The sequence below is a fragment of the Ligilactobacillus murinus DSM 20452 = NBRC 14221 genome (assembly GCF_001591685.1).
In the GTDB taxonomy this organism is placed as follows: Bacteria; Bacillota; Bacilli; order Lactobacillales; family Lactobacillaceae; genus Ligilactobacillus; species Ligilactobacillus murinus.
The window spans coordinates 1-20,849 of the sequence record NZ_BCVJ01000026.1 but is presented as its reverse complement, the minus strand read 5'-3'; the positions used below and the strand labels follow the sequence as shown (position 1 = coordinate 20,849).

Sequence of the window (20,849 nt, the reverse complement as noted above, 5' to 3'; positions counted from 1 at the left end):
TTATAGTCGATTTTATTCTAATCATCAAAGACATGGGTATAAAAGCTCCCACTATCTTTTTCACGAGCTAGAAAGGCTTGAACTTCCCCATCTGAGCCCTTGATCGTGATATCGATCGGAATATCACCTGGCAAGTAGGTCTTTGCCATCTGAGAGACAAACTGTGTAAAGCTTCTGATCTCAGTTTCACTGTAAAATTGAGTCGTGATCTTAACATGTAGTTCTTGGAGTGATTTATTCTTATACTTAGCTTGAGCTGTTACCCCAGCTAAATTAGGGAAAAAGCTTTGTGTCTTATTTTTGAAAGCATTGAATGAACTTTCATCATTATCGTTGACTGCACCATTTGCTGATGTTGCTGGCAAGACTGAGGTTTGGAGGTCGGTTTCTTTCCAACTTCCCAAAGTATCGCCATCACTCACACTATAAGCATAGAAAGTTCCCCCGACCAAGCTATCATTAGGGGCTTGTTCATACATACAGATCAAGATCGGCACATCTGAAGCTCTATCGAGTTTTCTGACCCGTTTCAAAACTTCAGCTGCCGCCTTTTTTCCCTCTTCTTCCATTTTTTCTCTGGAGATATTAGTGGTATACATCGCACCATACTGTTCTTTTTGGTAATAATCCTTACGATTCATTCCGATACCGATCGTGATCCCAGCTAATTCTAGTTTTCCATCGGTCTCTTTCATGTAATCTTGTTCTTCGATCTGTTGGATATAGATCGGATTCCGTTTGTCTGCGTCTTTTTCTCCATTATCTTCAGGATTTAGACCAGTCGGATTATCTTTTGATTTACGCCCTAACCAATCTTGAACAGTGCCTTTGGTCAGCAACTGTCCTTCACGAAAAATGTAATCTTTGGTAGGAAATTCTTCTTTAGATAAAGTCGTCATGCCACTTTCAAAACTCTTTAGATTCAACATATTTTCTGAATTTTGAATGATCCCGACACCGCGCGCCTTACTCGTCAAATAACGCCCATTTTCGATCACACCTTGATAATCAGAGGTATCCGCTTGCCCCGTAGTTTGGTAACCTTTATTGGATCGTTGCGTTGCTTGCGTGACTGAATTGCCAGAGCCACTCCCTAAATTACCACAGGCTGAAAGTAACATGGTACCTGCACATAAGCTAACTAATGCTAAATACTTCTTTCTCATCAATTGCCTCCTGTTTGCCGTAAAAATTCATCTTCATCAATAATTTTTATTCCTAGTTCTTGGGCCTTAGTCAATTTGCTACCAGCATCATGCCCTGCAACTAAAAGGTCGGTCTTTTTTGAAACGCTCCCTGTTACTTTAGCACCATGCGCCTCTAAGAGCTGTTTAGCTTGCGCCCGCTTGATCTTATCGAGTTTTCCCGTTAAGACTACAGTCAAACCATTTAAGGGATCAGCGGCTGTTTGTTTAGCTAGCTCTTCTGCGCTTTGACCTAGGAAAGTTAAATTAACACCAGCAGTAGCAAATTCTTCCAATAACAGATCGACTTGTTCATTTTCAAAATATGTCACCACAGCATCAGCGATCGTTTCACCGATCGAGTCGAGTTCTACGATCTCTTCTACTGTTGCTTTCTTTAAAGCGTGGATCGTCTTAAAGTGTTGGGCCAAGATAAATGCTGCTTTGGCTCCTACATGCCGGATCCCTAAACCAAACAACAAGCGCTCCAATGAATTAGCTTTACTCTGTTCGATCGCTTGTAATAGGTTATTAGCTGATTTTTCTTTGAATTTATCTAGCGTCAATAATTCATCAAAGGTCAAATTATATAGCCCCGCCGCATCTTTGATCAATTTCTTGTCGAAGAGTTGTTCGATGATCCGTGGGCCTAAGCCATCAATATTCATCGCATTTCGCGACGCAAAGTGAGTCAAACTTTCTTTTAAGAGTGCGGGACACTGCGGATCGATACACCGCAACGCAACTTCGCCATCCAAATGAACGAGTTTTGCTCCACATTCAGGACATTCTTTTGGGATCACATAAGGTTCACTGGAAGCTGGACGTTTAGCCAACACAACTTCTGAGATCTCTGGAATAATGTCACCTGCTTTGTGTAATTTGACAGTATCACCTAAGCGGATATCTTTTTGTTTTAGATAATCAGGATTGTGTAAGGAAGCTCTTGAAACCACAGTCCCTGCTAAGGTCACTGGATCCATCACTGCCGTTGGGGTCACCACTCCAGTCCGCCCCACCGTCCATTCGATCTCACGGACGATCGTTTCTTGCTCGTCTGGTGGAAATTTATAGGCGATCGCCCAACGGGGAACTTTGACTGTATTTCCAACTTCAGCATGGATCGCAAATGGATCAGCTTTGATCACGATCCCATCGATCTCATAAGCTAGCTTTGCCCGTTTAGCATGATATTCATCAATATAGGCATTGATCTCAGACATTTCGCTAGCCACGATCGCTTCTTCGTTGACTTTAAAGCCCCATGCTTTTAATTGAGCTAGAGCTTGACTTTGAGTCGTGATCCCAAATTTTTCAGGTTCCATCAAGTAGTACATAAAGACACTTAAATTACGCTTGGCTGTTTCTTTGGTATCTAATTGCCGTAATGAACCAGCCGCAGCATTTCTTGGATTAGCAAAGACTGTTTGGCCTTGTTCTTCACGAGCTTTATTCAATTTTAGAAATGAATCTTTAGGCATATAGCATTCACCGCGGACCTCAACGTCGATCGGTTCACTTAAACGTAAAGGGATCGCCTTGATCGTTTTTAAGTTTTCCGTGATATCTTCACCGATGATCCCGTTACCACGTGTCGACCCCTTGACAAAGACACCTTTTTTGTAAACTAACGAGATCGCTAAACCATCGATCTTTAATTCACAGCTATACGCAAAAGTCGTTGCTACATTTTCCTCTAATTTTGCTTTGAATTCTGCTAGTTCTGCTTTGGAAAAAACATCGCCTAGCGAAAGCATCGGGATCTCATGTTCGACCTTCTCAAAACCGCTTAAAACTTGACCGCCGACACGTCTAGTAGGTGAATCATCAGTTATAAGCTCAGGATACTTAGTTTCAAGCTCGACCAAACGCTGATAGGCAGCATCATAAACATGATCTTCCACTGTTGGTCGATCTAACACATAGTATTCATGGCTCCATTTATTCAATTGCGCACGTAGCTCTTTGACTTCTTCTAAAGTCTTTGCTTCCATCTCTTTTACCTCTTTTTAAATCTTAGTGATCGGTGCAAAGGCCGCTAATAGTCGCTTGATACCTTGGCCTGCAAAGGCGATATCAAGTTCGATATCTTCACCACTACCACTGACCTTGACCACAGTCCCTGTCCCCCAAGCTTTATGGGAAACTTTATCACCGATATTCCATTGTTTCTTTTCAGCTCCAGTTCCTTGGCTTTTTTCAACAGTTCCAGCGGGTTTACGGTAAACTGGCTTCTTGGCAAAAGGAACATCGACTTTGGTTTTTGGTTGATAATTAGCTAAAGTTTCGTTATCACTTTGCAACAATTCATCAGAGATCTCACTGATAAAGCGTGAAACTTGGTTGCTTTGGCGTCGTCCATATAGCATCCGCGAAAAAGCATTTGATAAGTAGAGTTCTTCTTCAGCTCGTGTGATCCCGACATATGCCAAGCGTCGTTCTTCTTCGAGCTCACTTTCATCCATCACAGCACGACCTAATGGGAAGATCCCTTCTTCTAAGCCCATCAAAAAGACCGTTGGAAATTCCAACCCTTTTGCGGCGTGTAACGTCATCAAAGTCACTTCATCTGGATCTTCATCAACGCTATCTTGATCAGAAACTAAAGCTAGATCAGCTAAGAAATCAACGAATGGATCACCATTTTCTTCTTCTGGTTCCCAGCTTTCATCAAATTGCTTCGTTACAGACATAAATTCTTCTAAGTTTTCTAGGCGACTTTGATCTTCGAGCGTATTTTTAGCTTGCAAGCTTTGTTTATAGCCCGACTCATCTAAAATAAGCTCCGTCAGTTCAGTGATATTTTTAGTTTTCTCTAATTCATTAAAACGCCGGATCAACTTAGCAAAACTTTCTAATTGCGTAGCTGCCTTGCCACTTACGCCAGTCATAATGACATTTTCAGCTGCTTCGATCAAGGAAAGACCGTTCATCTCAGCAAATGCTTGCAATTTAGCCAAACTAGTTGCTCCGATCCCCCGTTTAGGCTCATTGGCAACGCGCGCAAAACTCAAGGAATCATTTGGATTAGCAGCTAAACGCAGATAAGCTAAAATATCCAAGATCTCTTTACGATCGTAGAAACGGTGAGCTCCCACTAATTTATACGGGATATTAGCTTTCACAAAGGTTTCTTCGATCACACGTGACTGGGCATTTGTACGGTATAAGACAGCAAAATCTCCATAATGCTTACCTTCAGCGCGCATTTTTTGTTGGATCTTTTTAACGACATAAAAAGCCTCATCATTGGCATTATCCGCACGATAATAATGGATCTTTTCACCGTCAGCGTTTTGCGTCCATAAAGTTTTAGCTTTACGATTGATGTTATTTTCGATAACTTCATTAGCAGCTTGTAAGATCGTCTTAGTCGAACGATAATTTTGTTCTAACTTGATCACAGTCGCATCGGGATAATCTTCCTCAAAATTCATGATATTTTCCATGTTAGCCCCACGCCAACCGTAAATACTTTGATCAGCATCCCCCACAACACATAGATTACGATATGTTTGGGCTAACATGCTGACCAATTGATACTGAGCTTCGTTAGTATCTTGATATTCATCCACATGGATATAGTGGAATTTCCGTTGATAAAATTCCAATGTTTCTGGTGATTCTTTAAATAACCGGATCGTTTGCATGATGAGATCATCAAAATCCAAAGCTTGATTATTTTGCAACTGCTCTTGGTATAATTCATAAGCATCACTTACCACTTGTGAAAATGGATCAGTTGCATCTTTTCTTAGTTCTGCTGGTGTCTTTAAGTCATTTTTAGCGTTCGAGATCGCACTCAAAACGGCCCGAGGCTCGAACTTTTTAACGTCAACGTTTAAATTATCCGCTAAAATATGTTTCATTAAAGTCCGTTGTTCACTCGTGCTTGCGATCGTAAAATTGCGATCATAGCCGATCTTTTCGGCATCACGGCGTAAGATCCGTACACATAAAGCGTGGAAAGTTGAGACCCAGATATCTTCTGCACCTTCAGCGATCAACTTGTTGATCCGCTCACGCATTTCACGTGCTGCTTTATTGGTGAAGGTGATCGCTAAAATATTCCAAGGATTTACATTTTTTTCTTCGATCAAGTAGGCTACACGGTGGGTCAAGACCCGTGTTTTCCCACTACCGGCACCGGCCATGATGAGTAGTGGCCCCTCAGTGCAGGCTACAGCTTCTGCTTGCTTATCATTCATGCCATCTAATAAGTTTCTTGCTGTCAAAATTTTCAAATCCCCTCTAAAATTTTCAATCAATGCCTATTATAGCAAATATTACATCCCTATTCTTTAAAATTACTTAAATCTTAGCAAACAAGATGCAAAAAGACGCCGATATAAATTACCGTGCGTCTTAAAAAGATTATTCAACTATTTCATTTTCAGCTGTGATCTTATCCCAGATCCCAGTAGCTTCGACTTGCTCCTTAGCATTTTTGCTCGAATCTGCGGTCACCAGGACATATCCTTCTGCTTTAACAGGATGAAGCGATTTAGGATAACGGAAATAATTATAATGCCAATTATCCTTTAAGACCCATTGTGTCCGCAAAGCATCCGTATCCTTAGTCTCGATCATTACCATCTCAGTCGGTTTTACCAAGTTAGGTTTAGCCAAAGGGATCTGCGCTAAGGCACGTAAATGTTGTTCAAACATTGAAACATCGGTAGCCTTATCAAATACATAACCTGAAGCATATAACGCAGGAATGATCCGTTTGATATACAAAGCACCACTCTTCGTCAAGAAAAATTCTGCTTGCAAGACCCCAACATAATCCAATTCTTTGACGATCTCAGCCGTCAAGCGTTTGACCTCAGTAGCGACTTCACCGTCTAAAGCTACTGGTGTCAAGGTCGCATGCAAATGGTGTTCGCGATAATAATCTTCTGCGATCGGAAAATACGTCAAGTTACCATCTTTATCTCGGGCTAAAGTCAGTGACAATTCCTTTTCATATGGGATCCATGACTCGAGAATATATGTGCCTAGATCGATTATATCCGCACACTTAGCAATATCTGTTTGCTTTTTGATGATCTGTTTACGATGCTTACCAAACCCTTTTTGGATCGGTTTTAAAATACATGGGTAACCGATCGAGCTAACTGCTTGATAAACATCATCTAAACTGACGATCGTAGCATACGGTGCAACATTGATATTTAGTTGTTCAAAGAAAGCCCGCTCTAATAAACGATCTTGCGTGATCTCCAACGTATCACTACCTTGTGGGACTCGCGTAAAACGTTGCAAGAATTTGACCGCTTCAACGTCGATATTTTCTGAGGTATAAGTTACTAAGTCACACCGTTGTGCAAAATCTTGGAGCTTTGTTTTTTCATTCAACTTACCGACCATTTTTACATCAGCTTCGGCTAACACTGGATTACTTTCGTCTGAACAATAAACGACTACAGTAAAGCCCATTTTCTTGGCCGCCCGTGCTAACATGATGCCATTGGGATTGCCCCCGATGATCCCTAAAGTATCGCCTGGAAAAAGGATCTCTTGTTCCATTCTCTCACAACCTCTCGTATCACTAATACTTACTCTTTATTTTACCACATTACTCAGCAAGACAGTATTTTGACAATGTAAATTTTTAAAAATATATTTTGTGCCACCTAAAAAAAGCAGGCTTTCCCCTGCTTTGCCTACTTTATTTATCTACATCTTCTAAAACACGCACTTGTTGCTTGATATCTTTTTTGGCTAGCCCTTCTCTACCCTTGAAGGCCAAATTCAATAAGACCGAACTTAAACTTGCGACCACGATCCCATTACCTAAGAATAGCTGGACTGTACGAGGTAGATTTTGGAAGATATTTGGATAGATCGACACGCCTAGGCCTAAACCGATCGAAACAGCCACAACTAAAATATTTCGTTGGTCAGTAAAATCAACACTGGCTAAGATCCTGATCCCTTGTACGCTGATCATTGCAAACATCACTAACATCGCACCACCTAAAACTGGTGTAGGGATCATTGTCGCTAACGCCCCAGCCTTAGGCAAGAGCCCTAACAACATCAAAAGTCCTGCCGACCAATAGATCGGGCGCTTGGTCTTGATCCCTGAAAGCTCAAGTAAGCCAACATTTTGTGAAAATGTTGTATATGGGAAAGTATTGAAGATCCCACCTAAAATGACCGCCATCCCTTCAGCCCGATAGCCGAGTTTGAGGTCTTTTTCAGTGATCTTTTTATTCAAAATATCCCCTAAAGCAAAATAAACACCCGTCGATTCGACCATAGAAACCAAGGCGATAATGATCATCGTAACAGAAGATGACCATTCAAAGTGAGGCACCCCAAAGTAAAAAGGCTGTGGCACGTGGAACCACGGCGCTTCATGTAACGGTGCCAGAGAAACTAGTCCCAGCGCTGCAGCTACTAAACTACCGCTCACCAACCCCAATAAGACCGCGATCGAACTCAAAAAACCCTTCGCAAAGACTTGGATCGCTAAAATCAAGATCACTGTCACAAAGCCTAAGCTGATATTGGTCAGTGACCCAAAATCTTTAGCACTAGCATTGCCACCACCAATATTTTGGACTGCGATCGGGATCAATGTCAGACCGATAACAGTGATCAGCGTTCCTGTCACTACCGGCGGAAAGAGGCGTTTGACTTTAGAAAATTGGCCTGAGACCAAACAAACAAAGATCCCAGCCACGATGATCGCCCCATACATCGTCTGGATCGTAAATTGGCTCCCGATCATTTTTAACGGTTCGACGGCTTGGATCGCACAACCTAAAACAACGGGTAGACCGATCCCAAAATATCGATTACGCATGAGCTGAAGTAAAGTTGCTAACCCACACATGAAAATGTCGATAGAAACTAGGTACGTCATCTGTTCAGTATTAAAACCTAGGGCTGTCCCGATCAACAATGGGACCGCCACCGCTCCAGAATACATCGCTAATAAATGCTGTAACCCTAGTAAAGCCGCCTGAGTGTTATTTGCTTTTTTCATCGTGTTATTCCCCCACAAAGTGCACTTTATCGTCTTCAAAAGAAGCGATCCGCGCAAGTGATTCCAATCTTACCCCACGATCTTTGATCAATTTAGCCCCATCTTGGAATGACTTTTCAACCACTACCCCAGCCCCAACGATATGAGCATTAGCCTGTTGACAGATCTCAAGTAAGCCCAAAACTGCCTGACCATTAGCCAAGAAATCATCGATCACTAACACTCTGTCAGTCTCTGCTAAAAATTTTTGATCAACTGAGATCGTATTGGTCACTTTTTTAGTGTATGAATAGACCTCAGCTACATAAACATCATTATCCAAGGTCGAAGGCTTTTTCTTTCGCGCAAAGACCACTGGAACATCCATCACAAGGCCAGCCATGATAGCTGGGGCAATTCCTGAAGCTTCGACCGTCAAGATCTTTGTCACAGCCGCATCTTTAAATAACCGTTCAAATTCTTGGCCGATCTCATACATCAACTGTGGATCGATCTGATGGTTCAAGAATTGATTGATCTTTAGTACATTTCCTGGTAAAACAACACCATCTTGTTTGATGCGTTCTTCTAGTAATTTCAAGCTATAGCCCCCTAAAAATAATAAAGACCAGACTTTAAAAAACAAAAGTCTGGTCTCCTAACGTTTTTTACTCATAGTCCAAGATTTACGGTCTTGGGTAGAAACTCGCCAACCAGATTATGGCATTATATAAGTAACCTGTAGCTAGAATAGCATAACTATTTTTCGTTTTCAAGCTCAAACATTCGGTTTTTACACAAAAATATCTGACCTGTATCATAAATCGTATTGATTTAAGTTGTACTGTTTGATCAAGGCGATCAACTTTTCGGCATAATTGGGATCGGTCGCATAACCTTGATTTTGTAGAGCCCATGCTGCTTGTTCATAATTTTTAGCTTGCAGTACAGGCCCATAATGATCGGTATTCCAGTCCGTTCCATTAACAAAAAGTTGCGTATGCGCCTTGACTGAGTCTTCCCAACTGCCGTAGACCGCAAAAGTATCTCTGATCGTGGTCCATTGTCCATCAACATATTCTTGTGTCGTCATCAAAGACCCATTCGGATTTTTGATCCCAAATAAGTTATTATACTTAGCGGAAAGTTCGCTTTTGCCCCAATCGGACTCTAAGGCTGCTTGAGCTAATGTGATACTAGCTAAAACCCCGTATTGTCGCTGTTCTGCCTGAGCGATCGGAGCAAGTTGCTTGATAAAATTTTGTTTAGCTTGTTCATCATTTGAAATTGTCGCTTGCGGTGTCTCACCGATAGCAAAATATTTATCTGCCATGCCCGTAAGAAAGGTTACCGCTAGTAGCACTATAAAACCTAAAAAAAGTAACTGTGAGTAATTTTTCTTTTTTCTACGTGCCACAAAATACCGCCTTTCTAAAAAATCAAGAACCTACGCTTTTAATTTTCTCAGTAAAGGAAGCGCAACACTTGGAGCTATGATCGCTGCCAAAGCTGCTTCTGGTAAACCATTTGTTGCCACGACCCCCAGTAGATAAGGCAATAAAGCCGCCACATCCAAGGCATACATTGCTGGTGCTTGGCCTTGGTAAAAAAGATAGATCTGACCTAAAACTAATACTGTATTAGTCAATGAACCTAAAACTGCGGCGACCCCAGCCGCTAAGATCTTCGAAGATAAGCGTTTAGATAACCACATAAACGTATAACCAGCCACTACCCCGACCAAGATCCGGGGCAAAACAGAGACCAGTGGATTAGTAAATACGATCGTTGCCAAGGGACTCGTCGGCCAAACAAAGGCACGAATAAAAGTGATCATGCCCCAGACTCCACCGACGAGCGCTCCATCTTTAGGACCTAAAACGAGTGCAGCAACGATCACAGTGATGTGGATGATCGTCAAATTAAGTGGTCCGAGGGGAATATAGCCCAAAAATGGAATAAAATTTTGGATAATAATGATCGCTGTAAATAGCGCTAAAAAAGCGATCCGTTGCGTTTTTTTTCGTTGTTTCAAATTAAACTTCCTTTTTATGATCTTTTTATAGATTATATTATCCCACGTTAAATATTACAAAAGAAATGTTTGCTGATCACTTGCAAGTTTATTTTAGTCATTTTTGGCTACGATACAAGGAATTTTCCAAAAATTTAAAAAAGTCAGTTCTAATGCTCAAAACACTAAAACTGACTTTAGATCACGCTAAATAAATTGTAAGATCGCCATCAAGATCGGTACTACGACTACAAATAAAACTGTACTCATTACGACCACATCGGTTGCATATTTAACATCCCCATGTGCTTCTTTGGCTAAAATAGGCAAGACAGCTAACATCGGAGTTGCCGATTGAACAACTAATGTTTGACGCATCAATGTTGGTAAGTCGATCCCAAAACCTGTGCCTGCTTTGATCAATAAGATCAACACGATCGGGGATAACACAAAACGCCCCAATAACGCTAAGATCGAATCGCGTTCGAAGCGGAAGTTGTTCAAACCTGCATCACATAATACGATCCCGATATAGATCAAGGACAATGGTGTCACCAAAGCTCCGACATAAGACAAAGTTTGACCCATAAAACTTGGTACTGGGATCCCTAATAACAACCACACGATCGCAACGATAAAACCAACTAATGGCATTGGTAGGACCTTTTTCCAATTGATCTTATGAGCTTTCTTTTGACTCTTATCGACCGTTGGATCATCATTTGAGATCAAGTAAACACCAAAGGCCCAAGTTGAAACGGTATTGATGATGTAATAGATCAAGAAATAACTCATTGCCTTTTCGCCAAAAAGCGCATTGTTCAAAGGCATCCCGATAAAGATCGTATTGGCGTTAACGACCGCATTCATAAAGATCCCGCGCCGACCTGGCTTGATCTTTAAGCCTTTAACTGCCAACCAAGCGATCACATAACCAATGATCACACCCAAAGCTGGAAAAATGATGCCTTTTCCTAAACCTAAGAGACTTTCACGCGTCAAGTGATCCATCACACCCATAAAGATCGATGCTGGCAAAGCGATCTTGGTGATCAAAGATGCGATATTACCTCCAAATGAATCGGCAAACCAACCTGTTTTACGTAAAATATAACCAAGTGCCATGATCAATACGATCACAAGCACACTTGAGACGGAAGTTAAAAAAACTGCCATAATAATTCTCCTTCTTCTTGTACCAAAGATAAAAGACCAGCGAGTGGCCTTTTATCAAATTATTAATATTTAGGTTCCCACTTCATATCAGCCACAGCCTTTTTAGCGTCTGTCACGCCAGCAAGACCTTGGTCGATCGCTGATTTTGCTACGACTTGAGCAACTGTTTGTGAGAATTCTTGTAACTTAGAAACTGGTGGTAACACCGCAGCGCCCGGTTGATCTGGATCAACGATACCACCTAACGCGTGGGCTGCATCGGCCAACATTTTTTCGTTTAAGATCTTAGCTTTAGCCGCGATCGCACCAAAACCAACACCTGGATAGACCAAAGCATTGTTTGCTTGGCCGATATTGTAAGTTACCCCGTTATATTCGATATCACCAGCTGGGATACCAGTTGCAACTAAAGCACGCCCATCTGTCCATTTCAAAAGATCTTCTGCTTTAGCTTCAGCCAAACGTGTTGGATTAGACAATGGGAAGATCACTGGCCGTTTCGTGTGAGCTGCCATTTCCTTAACGATACTTTCAGTGAAAGTACCTGGTTGTGTCGATGTCCCGATCATGACCGTTGGATGAACTGCTTTAACGACAGCTTCTAAATTGGTCAATTCATCAGCATTATCAAATTCACAGCGTTTACGCACAAAAGCTTTTTGACCTGGTGTTAGACCTTCTGTGTCTTCAAATAAAAGACCTTGTTTATCGACCAAGTAGAAGTGTTTTCTAGCTTCTTTCTCACTCAAACCTTCGCGAACTAATTCATCAAATAACATGTTGGCGATCCCGACACCAGCTGTCCCTGCACCAAAAGTCAAAAAGACCTGGTCAGTGATCTTTTCTTTAGAAATATTCATCGCACCCAAGACACCAGCAAGCGAAATGATCCCTGTACCTTGGATATCATCATTGAATGTCAAGATCTTGTCTTGATATTTTTCCAAGATCACGGCTGCATTTGAACGTCCAAAATCTTCAAAATGCAATAAGCTTTCTGGAAATAGTTTTTCTGCTGCTGCAACAAATTTGTCGACCATCGCATGATATTTTTCACCGTAAACACGTGCATGGCGGTTACCGAGATAAAGCGGGTCATTTAATAACGTTTCATTGTTCGTTCCGGCATCAAGTGAAACTGGTAAAACTTGAGCTGGATCGATACCGGCTGCTGCTGTGTAGACCATCAATTTTCCGACTGCGATATCAACACCGTTGACGCCCCAGTCCCCCATACCAAGGATACCTTCAGCATCTGTTACAACGATCAACCGAATGTCACGCCCGTCAGCAGCATTTCTCAAAGAATCTTCAATGCTATCTTGATCATCGACCGAGATAAAAGCTGCTTCTTGAGGACGTGTGAAGATCTCACTATATTGTTCGATCGATTCAGCGATCACTGGATCATACACGACTGGCATAAATTCTACGATGTGTTGTCCCATCAAATAGTAGAATAATGTTCGATTGGTATTAAAGATCGTCATCAAAAATTGGCGTTGTTCTAATTGGCTTGATTTGCTCTTGAATTGACCGTAAGCTTGGTCTGCTTGTTCTTGTAAAGTTTGGACCTTCGCTGGTAAAGCACCTATCAAACCGAGTTCTTTACGTTCTTCAACTGTAAAAGCTGTCCCTTTATTTAAAAATGGATCATTTAAAATATTCATTGTATCTGCCATTGCTATCTACTCCTTTTTCCTAGATCTCAATTGATGTCACTCATTTTAAAATGGTGTGATTTTTATAGTCAACTTTGTGGTACACTATTAATAAAATTAATATGAGCTTTTAAAAAGCTGTCAAATCAAGGATCTGAAGATGAATATTAGAGATTTTGAATATTTCCACCAATTAGTCAAAGAAAAAAATTTTTCCAAAGTTGCTCAAAAATTTTCTGTTAGTCAACCAACTGTCACGTTAGCGATCAAACGGCTCGAAGAAGAATTTGGAACAACTTTTTTTATCCGTGATCGTTCACACAAAGAATTACTGGTCACCCCTAGTGGCTATCAGTTCGACGCACATTTAAAGGTGATCTTAAATGAATTAACCATTGCCCAAAAGGAAGCCTTACGCGCTAAACAAGAAAAACTACTTTTTGGACTACCACCGATCATTGGCAATTATTTTTTTCCCAATATCGTTTCTAAATTGATCGCCACGGGGTTGATCGAACAACTTGAGACCAAAGAGGCTGGTTCACAAGCTTTACTTAAACTTTTATTAGATGGATCACTTGATTTTTGCCTTTTAGGCTCACTTGAACCCTTGACCCAACCCGCCCTAAAAGCCGAAACTTTTGCCCAAACATCATTTAAGATCATCGTCAGCAAGCAACATCCACTAGCACAAAAAAAGGCCGTCTATTTTTCTGAATTAAAAGACGAGCGCTTTATCGTGCATAATGAAGGCTTCATTCATGATAAAGTCCTCAAACTTTTAGCACAAAAAGAACACTTCCGGCCTGATGTCATTTACCGAACTAATTACGTCCACGTTTTAAAATCCATGGTCGCAAGTAATACTGGGATCGCCTGTTTGACAGATATTGCGCTCAGTCCTAACGATGATTTTTCCGTTTTAGATCTACTAGATGAACACCAACCCAAATTCTTACTCTCGATCGTTACGCGTGCGACCCAAGTCATGACACCTGCTAAAAAGCAGTTGCTAGATATCTTGCACGACACGGTCTATCACAGCCCACTTGGAAAGGAAACAAAGCAATGACTTTAGCAAGATTTAACGCGCCACAACACCAATATTTCAAACTAGCCGTGACAGAACTCAAAGCACAAAAGAAACGCTCCCACTGGATGTGGTTCATGTTTCCACAATTACGTGGCTTAGGTAAAAGTCAGACTGCTTACCTATACGGAATAGCTGATCTCAATGAAGCCAAAGCCTTTTTAGCCGATCCATATTTAGGCAATAATTTACGCCAACTATGCGAAGTCCTTTTACAAGTTCCAACCAATGACGCTAAAATGATCTTTGGTTTTCCCGACGATCTAAAACTCAAGTCGTCAATGACACTCTTTGCTAAAGCCAGTAACGAGCCGATTTTCCAAGCTGTACTGGATAAATTTTTTCATGGAAAATACGATCAAAAGACACTCGAATTACTAAAAAATATGTAAAAACATAGCAAGCCCCCCATCACGATCATTTGTGGTGGGGGGCTTGCTATACGGTACTGACTGCACTATCGCACCCTTTATTTATATACTATTCTTTTCGCAAAGCTTCGACTGGGTCTAATTTTGAAGCACGATCAGCTGGCAAAAGCCCTGCCAACATACTGATGACTACACTGATCATGATACCTGTCAAAATATAATTAGTCGTCATCATCACTACTGGCACCTCAAACTGAGCTACCGTAAAATGGTTCACTAATACTTGCAAGACCCAAGTCAACACTACGCCAAGCATCCCTGAACTCAGACCGATCAAGAAGGCCTCTGAAACAAAGATCCGCCGAATATCTTTTCTTCTAGCACCTAAAGCCTTTAAGACCCCGATCTCCTTAGTCCGTTCAACTACCGAAATATTTAAGACCACTAAGATCATGATCGCTGAGACCACTAACGAAACTGCTGCGATCGCGGCTAAGACATAACTGATCACATCCATCATTTGGGTGAACATCTCAGTCATCGTTTCTTGCATTGAGCCACTAAAGCCGAGCTTTTTGACTTCATCTTTGATCTTTTCAGTATTATTTTTATTCTTAGTATAAAGATATACAACATTAGGCTTTAACGTTTGGCCATTTTGCGCAAAAATATCTTTTAGATCGCTATAACGTACGATCGCAGTACTGAAGTTAGACCCCTGCTGTTCATAGGTCCCACTGACTTTTAATTTTTGCTCGATTTGCTGACCATCGATCGTTAGTTTAAATGTTACTTCTTTACCAACAATGTTCTTGGCCAAAAGATCGGCTGTTCCCTTATCAAGTAAGACCTCATCTTTTTTAGGCGCGTTACCCGAAACGATACTTGATTTGGTGATATTGCTCGACATTGTTTGTAACGTCATGATCATAGCATTTTTATCACCATAACTAACACTGTTTGTACCTAATGAAAGGGTCGAATAGCCCTTCTCAAGCCGATCGACGTGTTTGATAGCTTTAAGTTTTGTGATATCTTTTGTTGTAAAATCATTATCTGTTCCTGAGCCTGTCAAAGCTGCCATATTATTTTGCTGTATTCGACTGATCTCTGCATGATCGTCCATAGCTGGTTGCTTAGCGGGATCGGGCATCATACTTTGACGATGCACTTCCGTCACATTAGGATTGGTGTAGCTATTCATCGTGTCTTTGATATAAGTAGTTACGCCTCGTCCGATCGATAGCATCAAAACGACCGCCATGATCCCAATACTAGTCCCAAAGGCAACTAAAGTATTCCGACCCAATTTGGCTTTCATATTGAGAAAGGCTAATCTGATCGCATTGAACAAGCTCATATTTTTGACTTTGATAGCGTTATGTTTTGCTTTCGTCGCTAAGGGTTCTAACTTCCCCGTCACCTCATCTGAAACTAATCTTCCATTATCGATCCGCAAGACCCGCGTACAATGAGCAGCTACACGATCTGAATGCGTCACCATCAAAACTAGCTTACCACTTTGAGCGATCTCTTTGATCAAAGCCAAAACATTATCCGTCGTTTCAGCATCTAAAGCTCCCGTGGGCTCATCAGCAATGATAACATCTGGATCATTGATCAAAGCCCGCGCGATCGCAACGCGTTGCTTTTGGCCACCAGAGATCTGATCTGGCTTTTTATAGAGATGGTCTTTTAAACCCACTTTCTCTAATAGTTCCTTAGCACGTTTGACCCGCGTCTCCTTATCGATATTAGACAAAGTCATCGCTAAGGCAACATTATCGATCAAATTCAAATGGGGGATCAAGTTAAAGTTTTGAAAGATAAAACCGATACTTTTCTTATGGTAATCAGCTAATTCTTGTGCAGTGTAGTCGCGCAAATTTTTACCACGATAACTGATCTCACCTTCAAAGTCAGAATCCAAGCCGCCGATCAAATTCATCAGCGTGGATTTCCCACTCCCTGATTCACCGACGATCGATACTAATTCACCGGTTGAAAAAGTTGCATTGATATCTTTCAATGCCTCAAAGGTGCCACCCCCAGCCAACTTATAAATTTTAACGACATTTTTTAGTTTTAAGATCTCCATCCTGCCCATCCTCTCTTTATCTTCCCCCTCACCATAATTTTAATATTTAATAATTGAGCCGTCTACAAAAAAAGACTAGCGACAATTGCCCCTAGTCTAAGACGATTTAACTATGCATGTGCTCTTCTACTAAAGATAGCTGACACAATAAGGACCAAGATCACTGCACCAATGATTGATGGAATGATCGCCATTCCTGCAAGTTGTGGTCCCCAAGCACCTAGTAAAGCTTCACCTAATGATGAACCGATCAGACCAGCCAAAATGTTGCTGATCCAGCCCATCGAACCACCATTTTTCGTCAAGGCTCCTGCGATCGCACCAATGATCGCACCAACGATCAATACCCAAAGCCAATGTAACATTTAGCTCACCTCCTTACTTATTTTCGTCATCTTTTTCAAATTTTTCTTTTAGTTTTTCAGTGCCCTGTTCAATATCTTCTTTTAGGTCAGCAGCTTTTTTACGCGCTTTACCCAATAAGCTCTGTGTTTTACCTTGAGTCTTACGCACTTTGTCATCGGTCAATTTTCCTTCAGTTTCTTTGACTTTTCCTACGGCTTCATCTTTTAAGCCCTTTAATTTTTCTTCACTCATTTTTTATGCTCCTATTTATTATCTTGTTGCAATTCTTCTTTAGTTTTTACGTCGTTGATGTGCATTTCAAATTTCACTAAATTCAGCCCTGTCATCTCGCGTAAGGCATTTTGGACTCTGCTTGAGACCTCTTTAAAGATCGTCTCTGCACTTTTACCATATTCGATCGTGGCATCCATTTTGATCGCCACTTGCTTTTCACCGACATCTGCTTCGATCCCCTTGGTCTTATCGGTTCCTTGGGTCAGCTTATCGGTAAATTCACTAAACATGTTTCCATCAAGTGAAATGATCCCGGGAACTTGGTTTGCTGTGATCCCTGCAATTTTTTCGATCACTTGATCATCAAAGGTCAATTTCTGTTCTAACTTTTCTTTTTCCATATCGCTTACCTCGCAATTTCTTTTTATCCCTAGACAATAGTAACTTTTTGATCATAATGATATGGTTTAAGTTTTAAATTTAAACGCCTTAGTTCGATATTCAACATCTCCTTTAAATCACGTCTCACAGTTTGGGTGAGTTGTGACTCTAACACTGTAGGATCGGTCGTTTGCGATAACATCGCAACAACAACTACATCAGCTTGCTTCCGATTAGATAATAACTTAACTTTGACCTCAATGTTAAACAGATCATATTTACCAAGCGTCAAACGAACATTATTCTCAACTGCTTTTTGATCGATCTGGACCTTACTAGCATGATCGCGGTGGATCGTCATACTGCTTTGTGTCGTCGGGCGACTGATCGTCCAACTAAGCCACAAAACTGCAAGTACAACTAGATATATCCCCAGACCCAAAATGACTTTTTGACCCAAGTCGGTCAGTAGGTAGTCAAAAATATCTTGGAAGATACTTGCCTGTGGGAAAAACCACCAAGCGATCACGATGCCTCCCAAAGCAGCTTGGAGAAACATTACAAAACAAATACTCCATTTGATCCATGCTTTCATGACATCACGCCTTTCTTGTCCCTACCCTAACCCTAACAGGTATCTCACTATTTTGCATGTCATTTCGTAAGGAAATCAAACTTCTTAACCTAAAATAAATAATATTTAATTTTTTATTATTTTTTCAAAAAAGAAGCTTTTGCATCATAAGTGACACAAAAGCCTTAAATCATCATTTCTGTTCAATTCGTTTAAAGAAGAAACTCTTTAACCAATTACGATTTTTCTTTAGTTGTAAATAAGCTACCACTGCAAAAAGCAATGCCCCGATAAAATCGGCGAATAGATCGCCCATCGTATCCATCAACGCAGCTCGTCCAACTAATGGACGTCCCGCCTGCATATAACGTTGAAGATTCATACCAAAACTATCACACGTAAACTCATAGAATTCCCATAACACACCACAAAAAACCGCAAAGGCTACACTATACATTCCAATAAAAAAAGGTGAGATCTTCGCAATGGCATCCTCGGGAACTAATGCGCCAAAAGCTGAAAAAGCAAACCCACCTAACAACGCACCACTTAACAAATGCAACCCTTTGTCCCAATATGGAACACTATAGAAGTGATAGACCGTTCCTAAATAAACTGAACCGTAAATAAAAAGAGCAAAGAACAAATACAATGTCGGTGGTAAATAGATCTCCAAGCGCTTAGCGACCCACTTGGGGATCAATACGATAACTAAACCTAAAACGATCTCAAGTGCTAAAAACCAAGCCGCTCCTTGATCTGCCGTAGAGCCTAATAAGGCATCTTTAACGGTAAGTCCCAATGATAATACCATTGAAATAACAACAAACAGTAAAAATACGTTCAAACACCGTTCACTAAAACTGCTTTTTTGCATGTTTTTCTTCCCTTCAAAAAATACTGCTATGTATTAATTAAAGAACAAGCACCCAAATTTAGCAAGCAATTATCATCAAATCGTTGGAAAAAGCCCATAATTTTCCGTCTCGAGCACTTTAGTTTTGATCTTGCGTTCCAATAATCCCTCTTGTAGTAATGGCAGTTTCAGGCGTGATTGTTGGTCAAGTAAGAAAACGACCATTTCTGCCTCATAGACACCAAATTCAGCAGCATCAAAGGCAACAAGCTTCAAATGTAGATCTTCTGTCAACTTTTTTAATGCTTGATCTAACACTTGCTGTTTTGAATTATTACTCTTGATCAGTAACATATATATTCCCCCTAATTTTTAGTAAAGCAAAAAGGGGACCCACATCAGGTCACCCTCACAACAATAAGTTTGAACAAGCTCGATCAAAAAAGACCGCTTTTTTGTCATTATAACGCATAGTGACAGAAAAATGTTTTATCAGCTCCTGACTGATTTCAGGACGACAAGCTTTTAACGCCCTAAGGCTGATACAGTAACACTTCACTGCTTTAGCCTAAAACTTGAAAATGACAGGATATAAAAATTATGCTATGATTGTGTCAGAATAATTGATCAAAGCTGACCAGCTAATTGTTGGCGCAATTGCTGGTATAAGTTTCAATATCGTCAATGGATGTGGAACAATATACGGGAAAGCAATATTGTTCCTTTCAACAACGCAAACAAAATAGAGACAACCTTTAGATGTATCTAAATCCTTTGCACTATGAATATATCACTCCAAAACGGGTATGTCAATAAATTGTCTTTATTTTGCATCCACCTTTTCCATTGACGCTCCATCTGGTCAAATTGATAAAGGAGGTGTGATAATGAAGTCAACGATCCCCGAAGTTATCATCACACTTCGAGAGAGCCACAACTTATCGCAAGCACAATTAGCTAAGTTGATGGGTTTAAATAAAAATGTTATGGGGCGGATCGAGCATGGTGATCGCCCATTACGAGCAGAGGAGATCATAAAATTGGCTGAGATCTTCGATGTTTCAACGGATTTTATCTTAGGTAAAAAGTCGATCGATGTACCTAAGGGAGAAATATTTTATCACAAACATAATGAGCAAATTGCAAAAGATCTTGCACGCAAGATCAAAGACTTGATCGATCTCACTGAAAATGAGCCCGATCTAAACTTCGATGGACTGCCTTTAACAACTGACAATCGCAAGTTACTTGCTAATGCCCTTGAGATCGGTTTAGAACTCAGTCAACGCAAGCAAGCAGAGCATTATGACAATAACTAGAAAAGTTCTCTAATTTAGAGGACTTTTTATTTTACTTTTCTGTTGCACGTGCTAAAATATACCCAAACATACGTTCTGGAGGTGCTTAAAAATGGAGCGTTTATTCGAAAAAGTCATTGCTCTCAAACAATACGACCGCACTTTTGACCCTTATAGTCTCTGTGCTACCTTAGATATTGAGATCCTATATTTTGAACTCGGCGATATTTTAGGCTTTAAAACTACTTATTGTGATGTCTCGTTGATCTATCTCAACCAGCAACTTGACACCATTACGCAACGCTTTGTAGTCGCACATGAACTGGGACACATTTTACTCCATAAAGGGATCAGACCACTACTGCTTCAATATACATCTCATAGCCGATTCATCTCACACTTTGAAGCAGAAGCCGATCGATTTGCGATCATCTTACTTTTATGTCACTACTACACCACAACGAACCTAGAAGCTGCTCCGGATACATTGATGTATGAACTCGGGATCCCTAAGCATTGTAAGGCTTTATTTTTAGATACGTTTTCTCAAATGCAATTACAACATCAGCGATTTGCTCAGTTACTGCT

At 40.7% G+C, this 20,849-nt stretch carries 21 protein-coding genes and 1 riboswitch; of the genes, 4 read left to right on the top strand and 17 right to left on the bottom strand.

Annotation, left to right across the window (positions count from 1 at the left end):
* Window positions 1-17 precede the first annotated feature (17 nt).
* The 10 genes from LMU01S_RS06270 to LMU01S_RS06225 all read right to left on the bottom strand — a co-directional run bounded on the left by LMU01S_RS06270 (window position 18) and on the right by LMU01S_RS06225 (window position 13,035).
* A complete protein-coding gene (locus LMU01S_RS06270; protein WP_056958920.1) occupies window positions 18-1,166 on the bottom strand; it encodes a CamS family sex pheromone protein in 1,149 nt (382 codons plus the stop codon).
* Complete coding sequence (ligA, locus tag LMU01S_RS06265; protein WP_056958919.1) at window positions 1,166-3,178, bottom strand: NAD-dependent DNA ligase LigA; 2,013 nt, start codon at window positions 3,176-3,178, stop codon at window positions 1,166-1,168. Before ligA ends, LMU01S_RS06270 begins: the two co-directional genes overlap by 1 nt.
* A 15-nt stretch (window positions 3,179-3,193) precedes the next feature.
* On the bottom strand, window positions 3,194-5,392 hold the full coding sequence (gene pcrA / locus LMU01S_RS06260; protein WP_156470391.1) for a DNA helicase PcrA: 2,199 nt from the start codon (window positions 5,390-5,392) through the stop codon (window positions 3,194-3,196).
* Window positions 5,393-5,558: 166 nt separating this feature from the next.
* Window positions 5,559-6,716, bottom strand: a complete 1,158-nt coding sequence (locus LMU01S_RS06255) for an ATP-grasp domain-containing protein (RefSeq protein ID WP_056958917.1) — start codon at window positions 6,714-6,716, stop codon at window positions 5,559-5,561.
* Between the two features lie 142 nt (window positions 6,717-6,858).
* Entirely contained in the window at window positions 6,859-8,184 is a 1,326-nt protein-coding gene (locus LMU01S_RS06250) for a nucleobase:cation symporter-2 family protein (protein WP_056958916.1), read from the bottom strand.
* 4 nt (window positions 8,185-8,188) lie between these two features.
* Entirely contained in the window at window positions 8,189-8,764 is a 576-nt protein-coding gene (locus LMU01S_RS06245) for a xanthine phosphoribosyltransferase (protein WP_056958928.1), read from the bottom strand.
* 54 nt (window positions 8,765-8,818) lie between these two features.
* Window positions 8,819-8,917, bottom strand: a riboswitch (purine riboswitch).
* Between the two features lie 63 nt (window positions 8,918-8,980).
* Window positions 8,981-9,580: a glycoside hydrolase family 73 protein gene (locus LMU01S_RS06240; RefSeq protein ID WP_004049415.1), complete on the bottom strand. Its 600-nt coding sequence runs from the start codon at window positions 9,578-9,580 to the stop codon at window positions 8,981-8,983.
* 30 nt (window positions 9,581-9,610) lie between these two features.
* Entirely contained in the window at window positions 9,611-10,198 is a 588-nt protein-coding gene (locus LMU01S_RS06235; RefSeq protein WP_056958915.1) for an ECF transporter S component, read from the bottom strand.
* A 186-nt stretch (window positions 10,199-10,384) separates the two neighbouring features.
* Entirely contained in the window at window positions 10,385-11,353 is a 969-nt protein-coding gene (locus LMU01S_RS06230; RefSeq protein ID WP_056958914.1) for an AEC family transporter, read from the bottom strand.
* 62 nt (window positions 11,354-11,415) lie between these two features.
* On the bottom strand, window positions 11,416-13,035 hold the full coding sequence (locus LMU01S_RS06225; RefSeq protein ID WP_056958913.1) for a malolactic enzyme: 1,620 nt from the start codon (window positions 13,033-13,035) through the stop codon (window positions 11,416-11,418).
* 139 nt (window positions 13,036-13,174) lie between these two features.
* Between LMU01S_RS06225 and LMU01S_RS06220 the strand changes: the two genes are divergently transcribed.
* Together LMU01S_RS06220 and LMU01S_RS06215 are read left to right on the top strand one after the other, a co-directional pair.
* The gene (locus LMU01S_RS06220) at window positions 13,175-14,086 is read left to right on the top strand and encodes a LysR family transcriptional regulator (protein WP_056958912.1); all 912 of its coding nucleotides are present in this window, start codon (window positions 13,175-13,177) and stop codon (window positions 14,084-14,086) included.
* A complete protein-coding gene (locus LMU01S_RS06215) occupies window positions 14,083-14,496 on the top strand; it encodes a DUF1810 domain-containing protein (RefSeq protein WP_004049425.1) in 414 nt (137 codons plus the stop codon). The genes LMU01S_RS06220 and LMU01S_RS06215 overlap by 4 nt, the downstream gene beginning before the upstream one ends.
* Window positions 14,497-14,584: 88 nt before the next feature.
* Here LMU01S_RS06215 and LMU01S_RS06210 read toward each other — a convergent pair whose 3' ends face one another.
* The 7 genes from LMU01S_RS06210 to LMU01S_RS06180 all read right to left on the bottom strand — a co-directional run bounded on the left by LMU01S_RS06210 (window position 14,585) and on the right by LMU01S_RS06180 (window position 19,317).
* The gene (locus LMU01S_RS06210) at window positions 14,585-16,573 is read right to left on the bottom strand and encodes an ABC transporter ATP-binding protein/permease (protein WP_056958911.1); all 1,989 of its coding nucleotides are present in this window, start codon (window positions 16,571-16,573) and stop codon (window positions 14,585-14,587) included.
* Between the two features lie 110 nt (window positions 16,574-16,683).
* Window positions 16,684-16,938 carry a GlsB/YeaQ/YmgE family stress response membrane protein gene (locus LMU01S_RS06205; protein WP_056958910.1) on the bottom strand — a complete coding sequence of 85 codons (255 nt, stop codon included), beginning with the start codon at window positions 16,936-16,938 and terminating at the stop codon, window positions 16,684-16,686.
* A 13-nt stretch (window positions 16,939-16,951) separates the two neighbouring features.
* Window positions 16,952-17,170, bottom strand: a complete 219-nt coding sequence (locus tag LMU01S_RS06200; RefSeq protein ID WP_056958909.1) for a CsbD family protein — start codon at window positions 17,168-17,170, stop codon at window positions 16,952-16,954.
* 11 nt (window positions 17,171-17,181) lie between these two features.
* Window positions 17,182-17,553, bottom strand: coding sequence for an Asp23/Gls24 family envelope stress response protein (locus LMU01S_RS06195; RefSeq protein WP_056958908.1), 372 nt, complete (start codon window positions 17,551-17,553; stop codon window positions 17,182-17,184).
* Window positions 17,554-17,582: 29 nt separating this feature from the next.
* Complete coding sequence (gene amaP, locus LMU01S_RS06190) at window positions 17,583-18,128, bottom strand: alkaline shock response membrane anchor protein AmaP (protein WP_056958907.1); 546 nt, start codon at window positions 18,126-18,128, stop codon at window positions 17,583-17,585.
* Between the two features lie 172 nt (window positions 18,129-18,300).
* Window positions 18,301-18,984, bottom strand: a complete 684-nt coding sequence (locus LMU01S_RS06185) for a DUF2238 domain-containing protein (protein WP_056958906.1) — start codon at window positions 18,982-18,984, stop codon at window positions 18,301-18,303.
* A 75-nt stretch (window positions 18,985-19,059) separates the two neighbouring features.
* Window positions 19,060-19,317 carry a hypothetical protein gene (locus LMU01S_RS06180; protein ID WP_056958905.1) on the bottom strand — a complete coding sequence of 86 codons (258 nt, stop codon included), beginning with the start codon at window positions 19,315-19,317 and terminating at the stop codon, window positions 19,060-19,062.
* Between the two features lie 533 nt (window positions 19,318-19,850).
* Here LMU01S_RS06180 and LMU01S_RS06175 point away from each other — a divergent pair.
* Window positions 19,851-20,282, top strand: a complete 432-nt coding sequence (locus tag LMU01S_RS06175) for a helix-turn-helix domain-containing protein (protein ID WP_056958904.1) — start codon at window positions 19,851-19,853, stop codon at window positions 20,280-20,282.
* A 91-nt stretch (window positions 20,283-20,373) separates the two neighbouring features.
* Window positions 20,374-20,849, top strand: a 476-nt coding sequence (locus LMU01S_RS06170; RefSeq protein ID WP_061773558.1) for an ImmA/IrrE family metallo-endopeptidase, incomplete at its 3' end; no start/stop codon positions are given.

Bases quoted from the DNA above. Each gene is read 5' to 3' on its own strand.
- LMU01S_RS06270 (WP_056958920.1), bottom strand. From the start codon at position 1,166: ATGAGAAAGAAGTATTTAGCATTAGTTAGCTTATGTGCAGGTACCATG.
- ligA (WP_056958919.1), bottom strand. From the start codon at position 3,178: ATGGAAGCAAAGACTTTAGAAGAAGTCAAAGAGCTACGTGCGCAATTG.
- pcrA (WP_156470391.1), bottom strand. From the start codon at position 5,392: ATGAATGATAAGCAAGCAGAAGCTGTAGCCTGCACTGAGGGGCCACTA.
- LMU01S_RS06255 (WP_056958917.1), bottom strand. From the start codon at position 6,716: ATGGAACAAGAGATCCTTTTTCCAGGCGATACTTTAGGGATCATCGGG.
- LMU01S_RS06250 (WP_056958916.1), bottom strand. From the start codon at position 8,184: ATGAAAAAAGCAAATAACACTCAGGCGGCTTTACTAGGGTTACAGCAT.
- LMU01S_RS06230 (WP_056958914.1), bottom strand. From the start codon at position 11,353: ATGGCAGTTTTTTTAACTTCCGTCTCAAGTGTGCTTGTGATCGTATTG.
- LMU01S_RS06225 (WP_056958913.1), bottom strand. From the start codon at position 13,035: ATGGCAGATACAATGAATATTTTAAATGATCCATTTTTAAATAAAGGG.
- LMU01S_RS06220 (WP_056958912.1), top strand. From the start codon at position 13,175: ATGAATATTAGAGATTTTGAATATTTCCACCAATTAGTCAAAGAAAAA.
- LMU01S_RS06215 (WP_004049425.1), top strand. From the start codon at position 14,083: ATGACTTTAGCAAGATTTAACGCGCCACAACACCAATATTTCAAACTA.
- LMU01S_RS06210 (WP_056958911.1), bottom strand. From the start codon at position 16,573: ATGGAGATCTTAAAACTAAAAAATGTCGTTAAAATTTATAAGTTGGCT.
- LMU01S_RS06205 (WP_056958910.1), bottom strand. From the start codon at position 16,938: ATGTTACATTGGCTTTGGGTATTGATCGTTGGTGCGATCATTGGTGCG.
- LMU01S_RS06200 (WP_056958909.1), bottom strand. From the start codon at position 17,170: ATGAGTGAAGAAAAATTAAAGGGCTTAAAAGATGAAGCCGTAGGAAAA.
- LMU01S_RS06195 (WP_056958908.1), bottom strand. From the start codon at position 17,553: ATGGAAAAAGAAAAGTTAGAACAGAAATTGACCTTTGATGATCAAGTG.
- amaP (WP_056958907.1), bottom strand. From the start codon at position 18,128: ATGAAAGCATGGATCAAATGGAGTATTTGTTTTGTAATGTTTCTCCAA.
- LMU01S_RS06185 (WP_056958906.1), bottom strand. From the start codon at position 18,984: ATGCAAAAAAGCAGTTTTAGTGAACGGTGTTTGAACGTATTTTTACTG.
- LMU01S_RS06180 (WP_056958905.1), bottom strand. From the start codon at position 19,317: ATGTTACTGATCAAGAGTAATAATTCAAAACAGCAAGTGTTAGATCAA.
- LMU01S_RS06175 (WP_056958904.1), top strand. From the start codon at position 19,851: ATGAAGTCAACGATCCCCGAAGTTATCATCACACTTCGAGAGAGCCAC.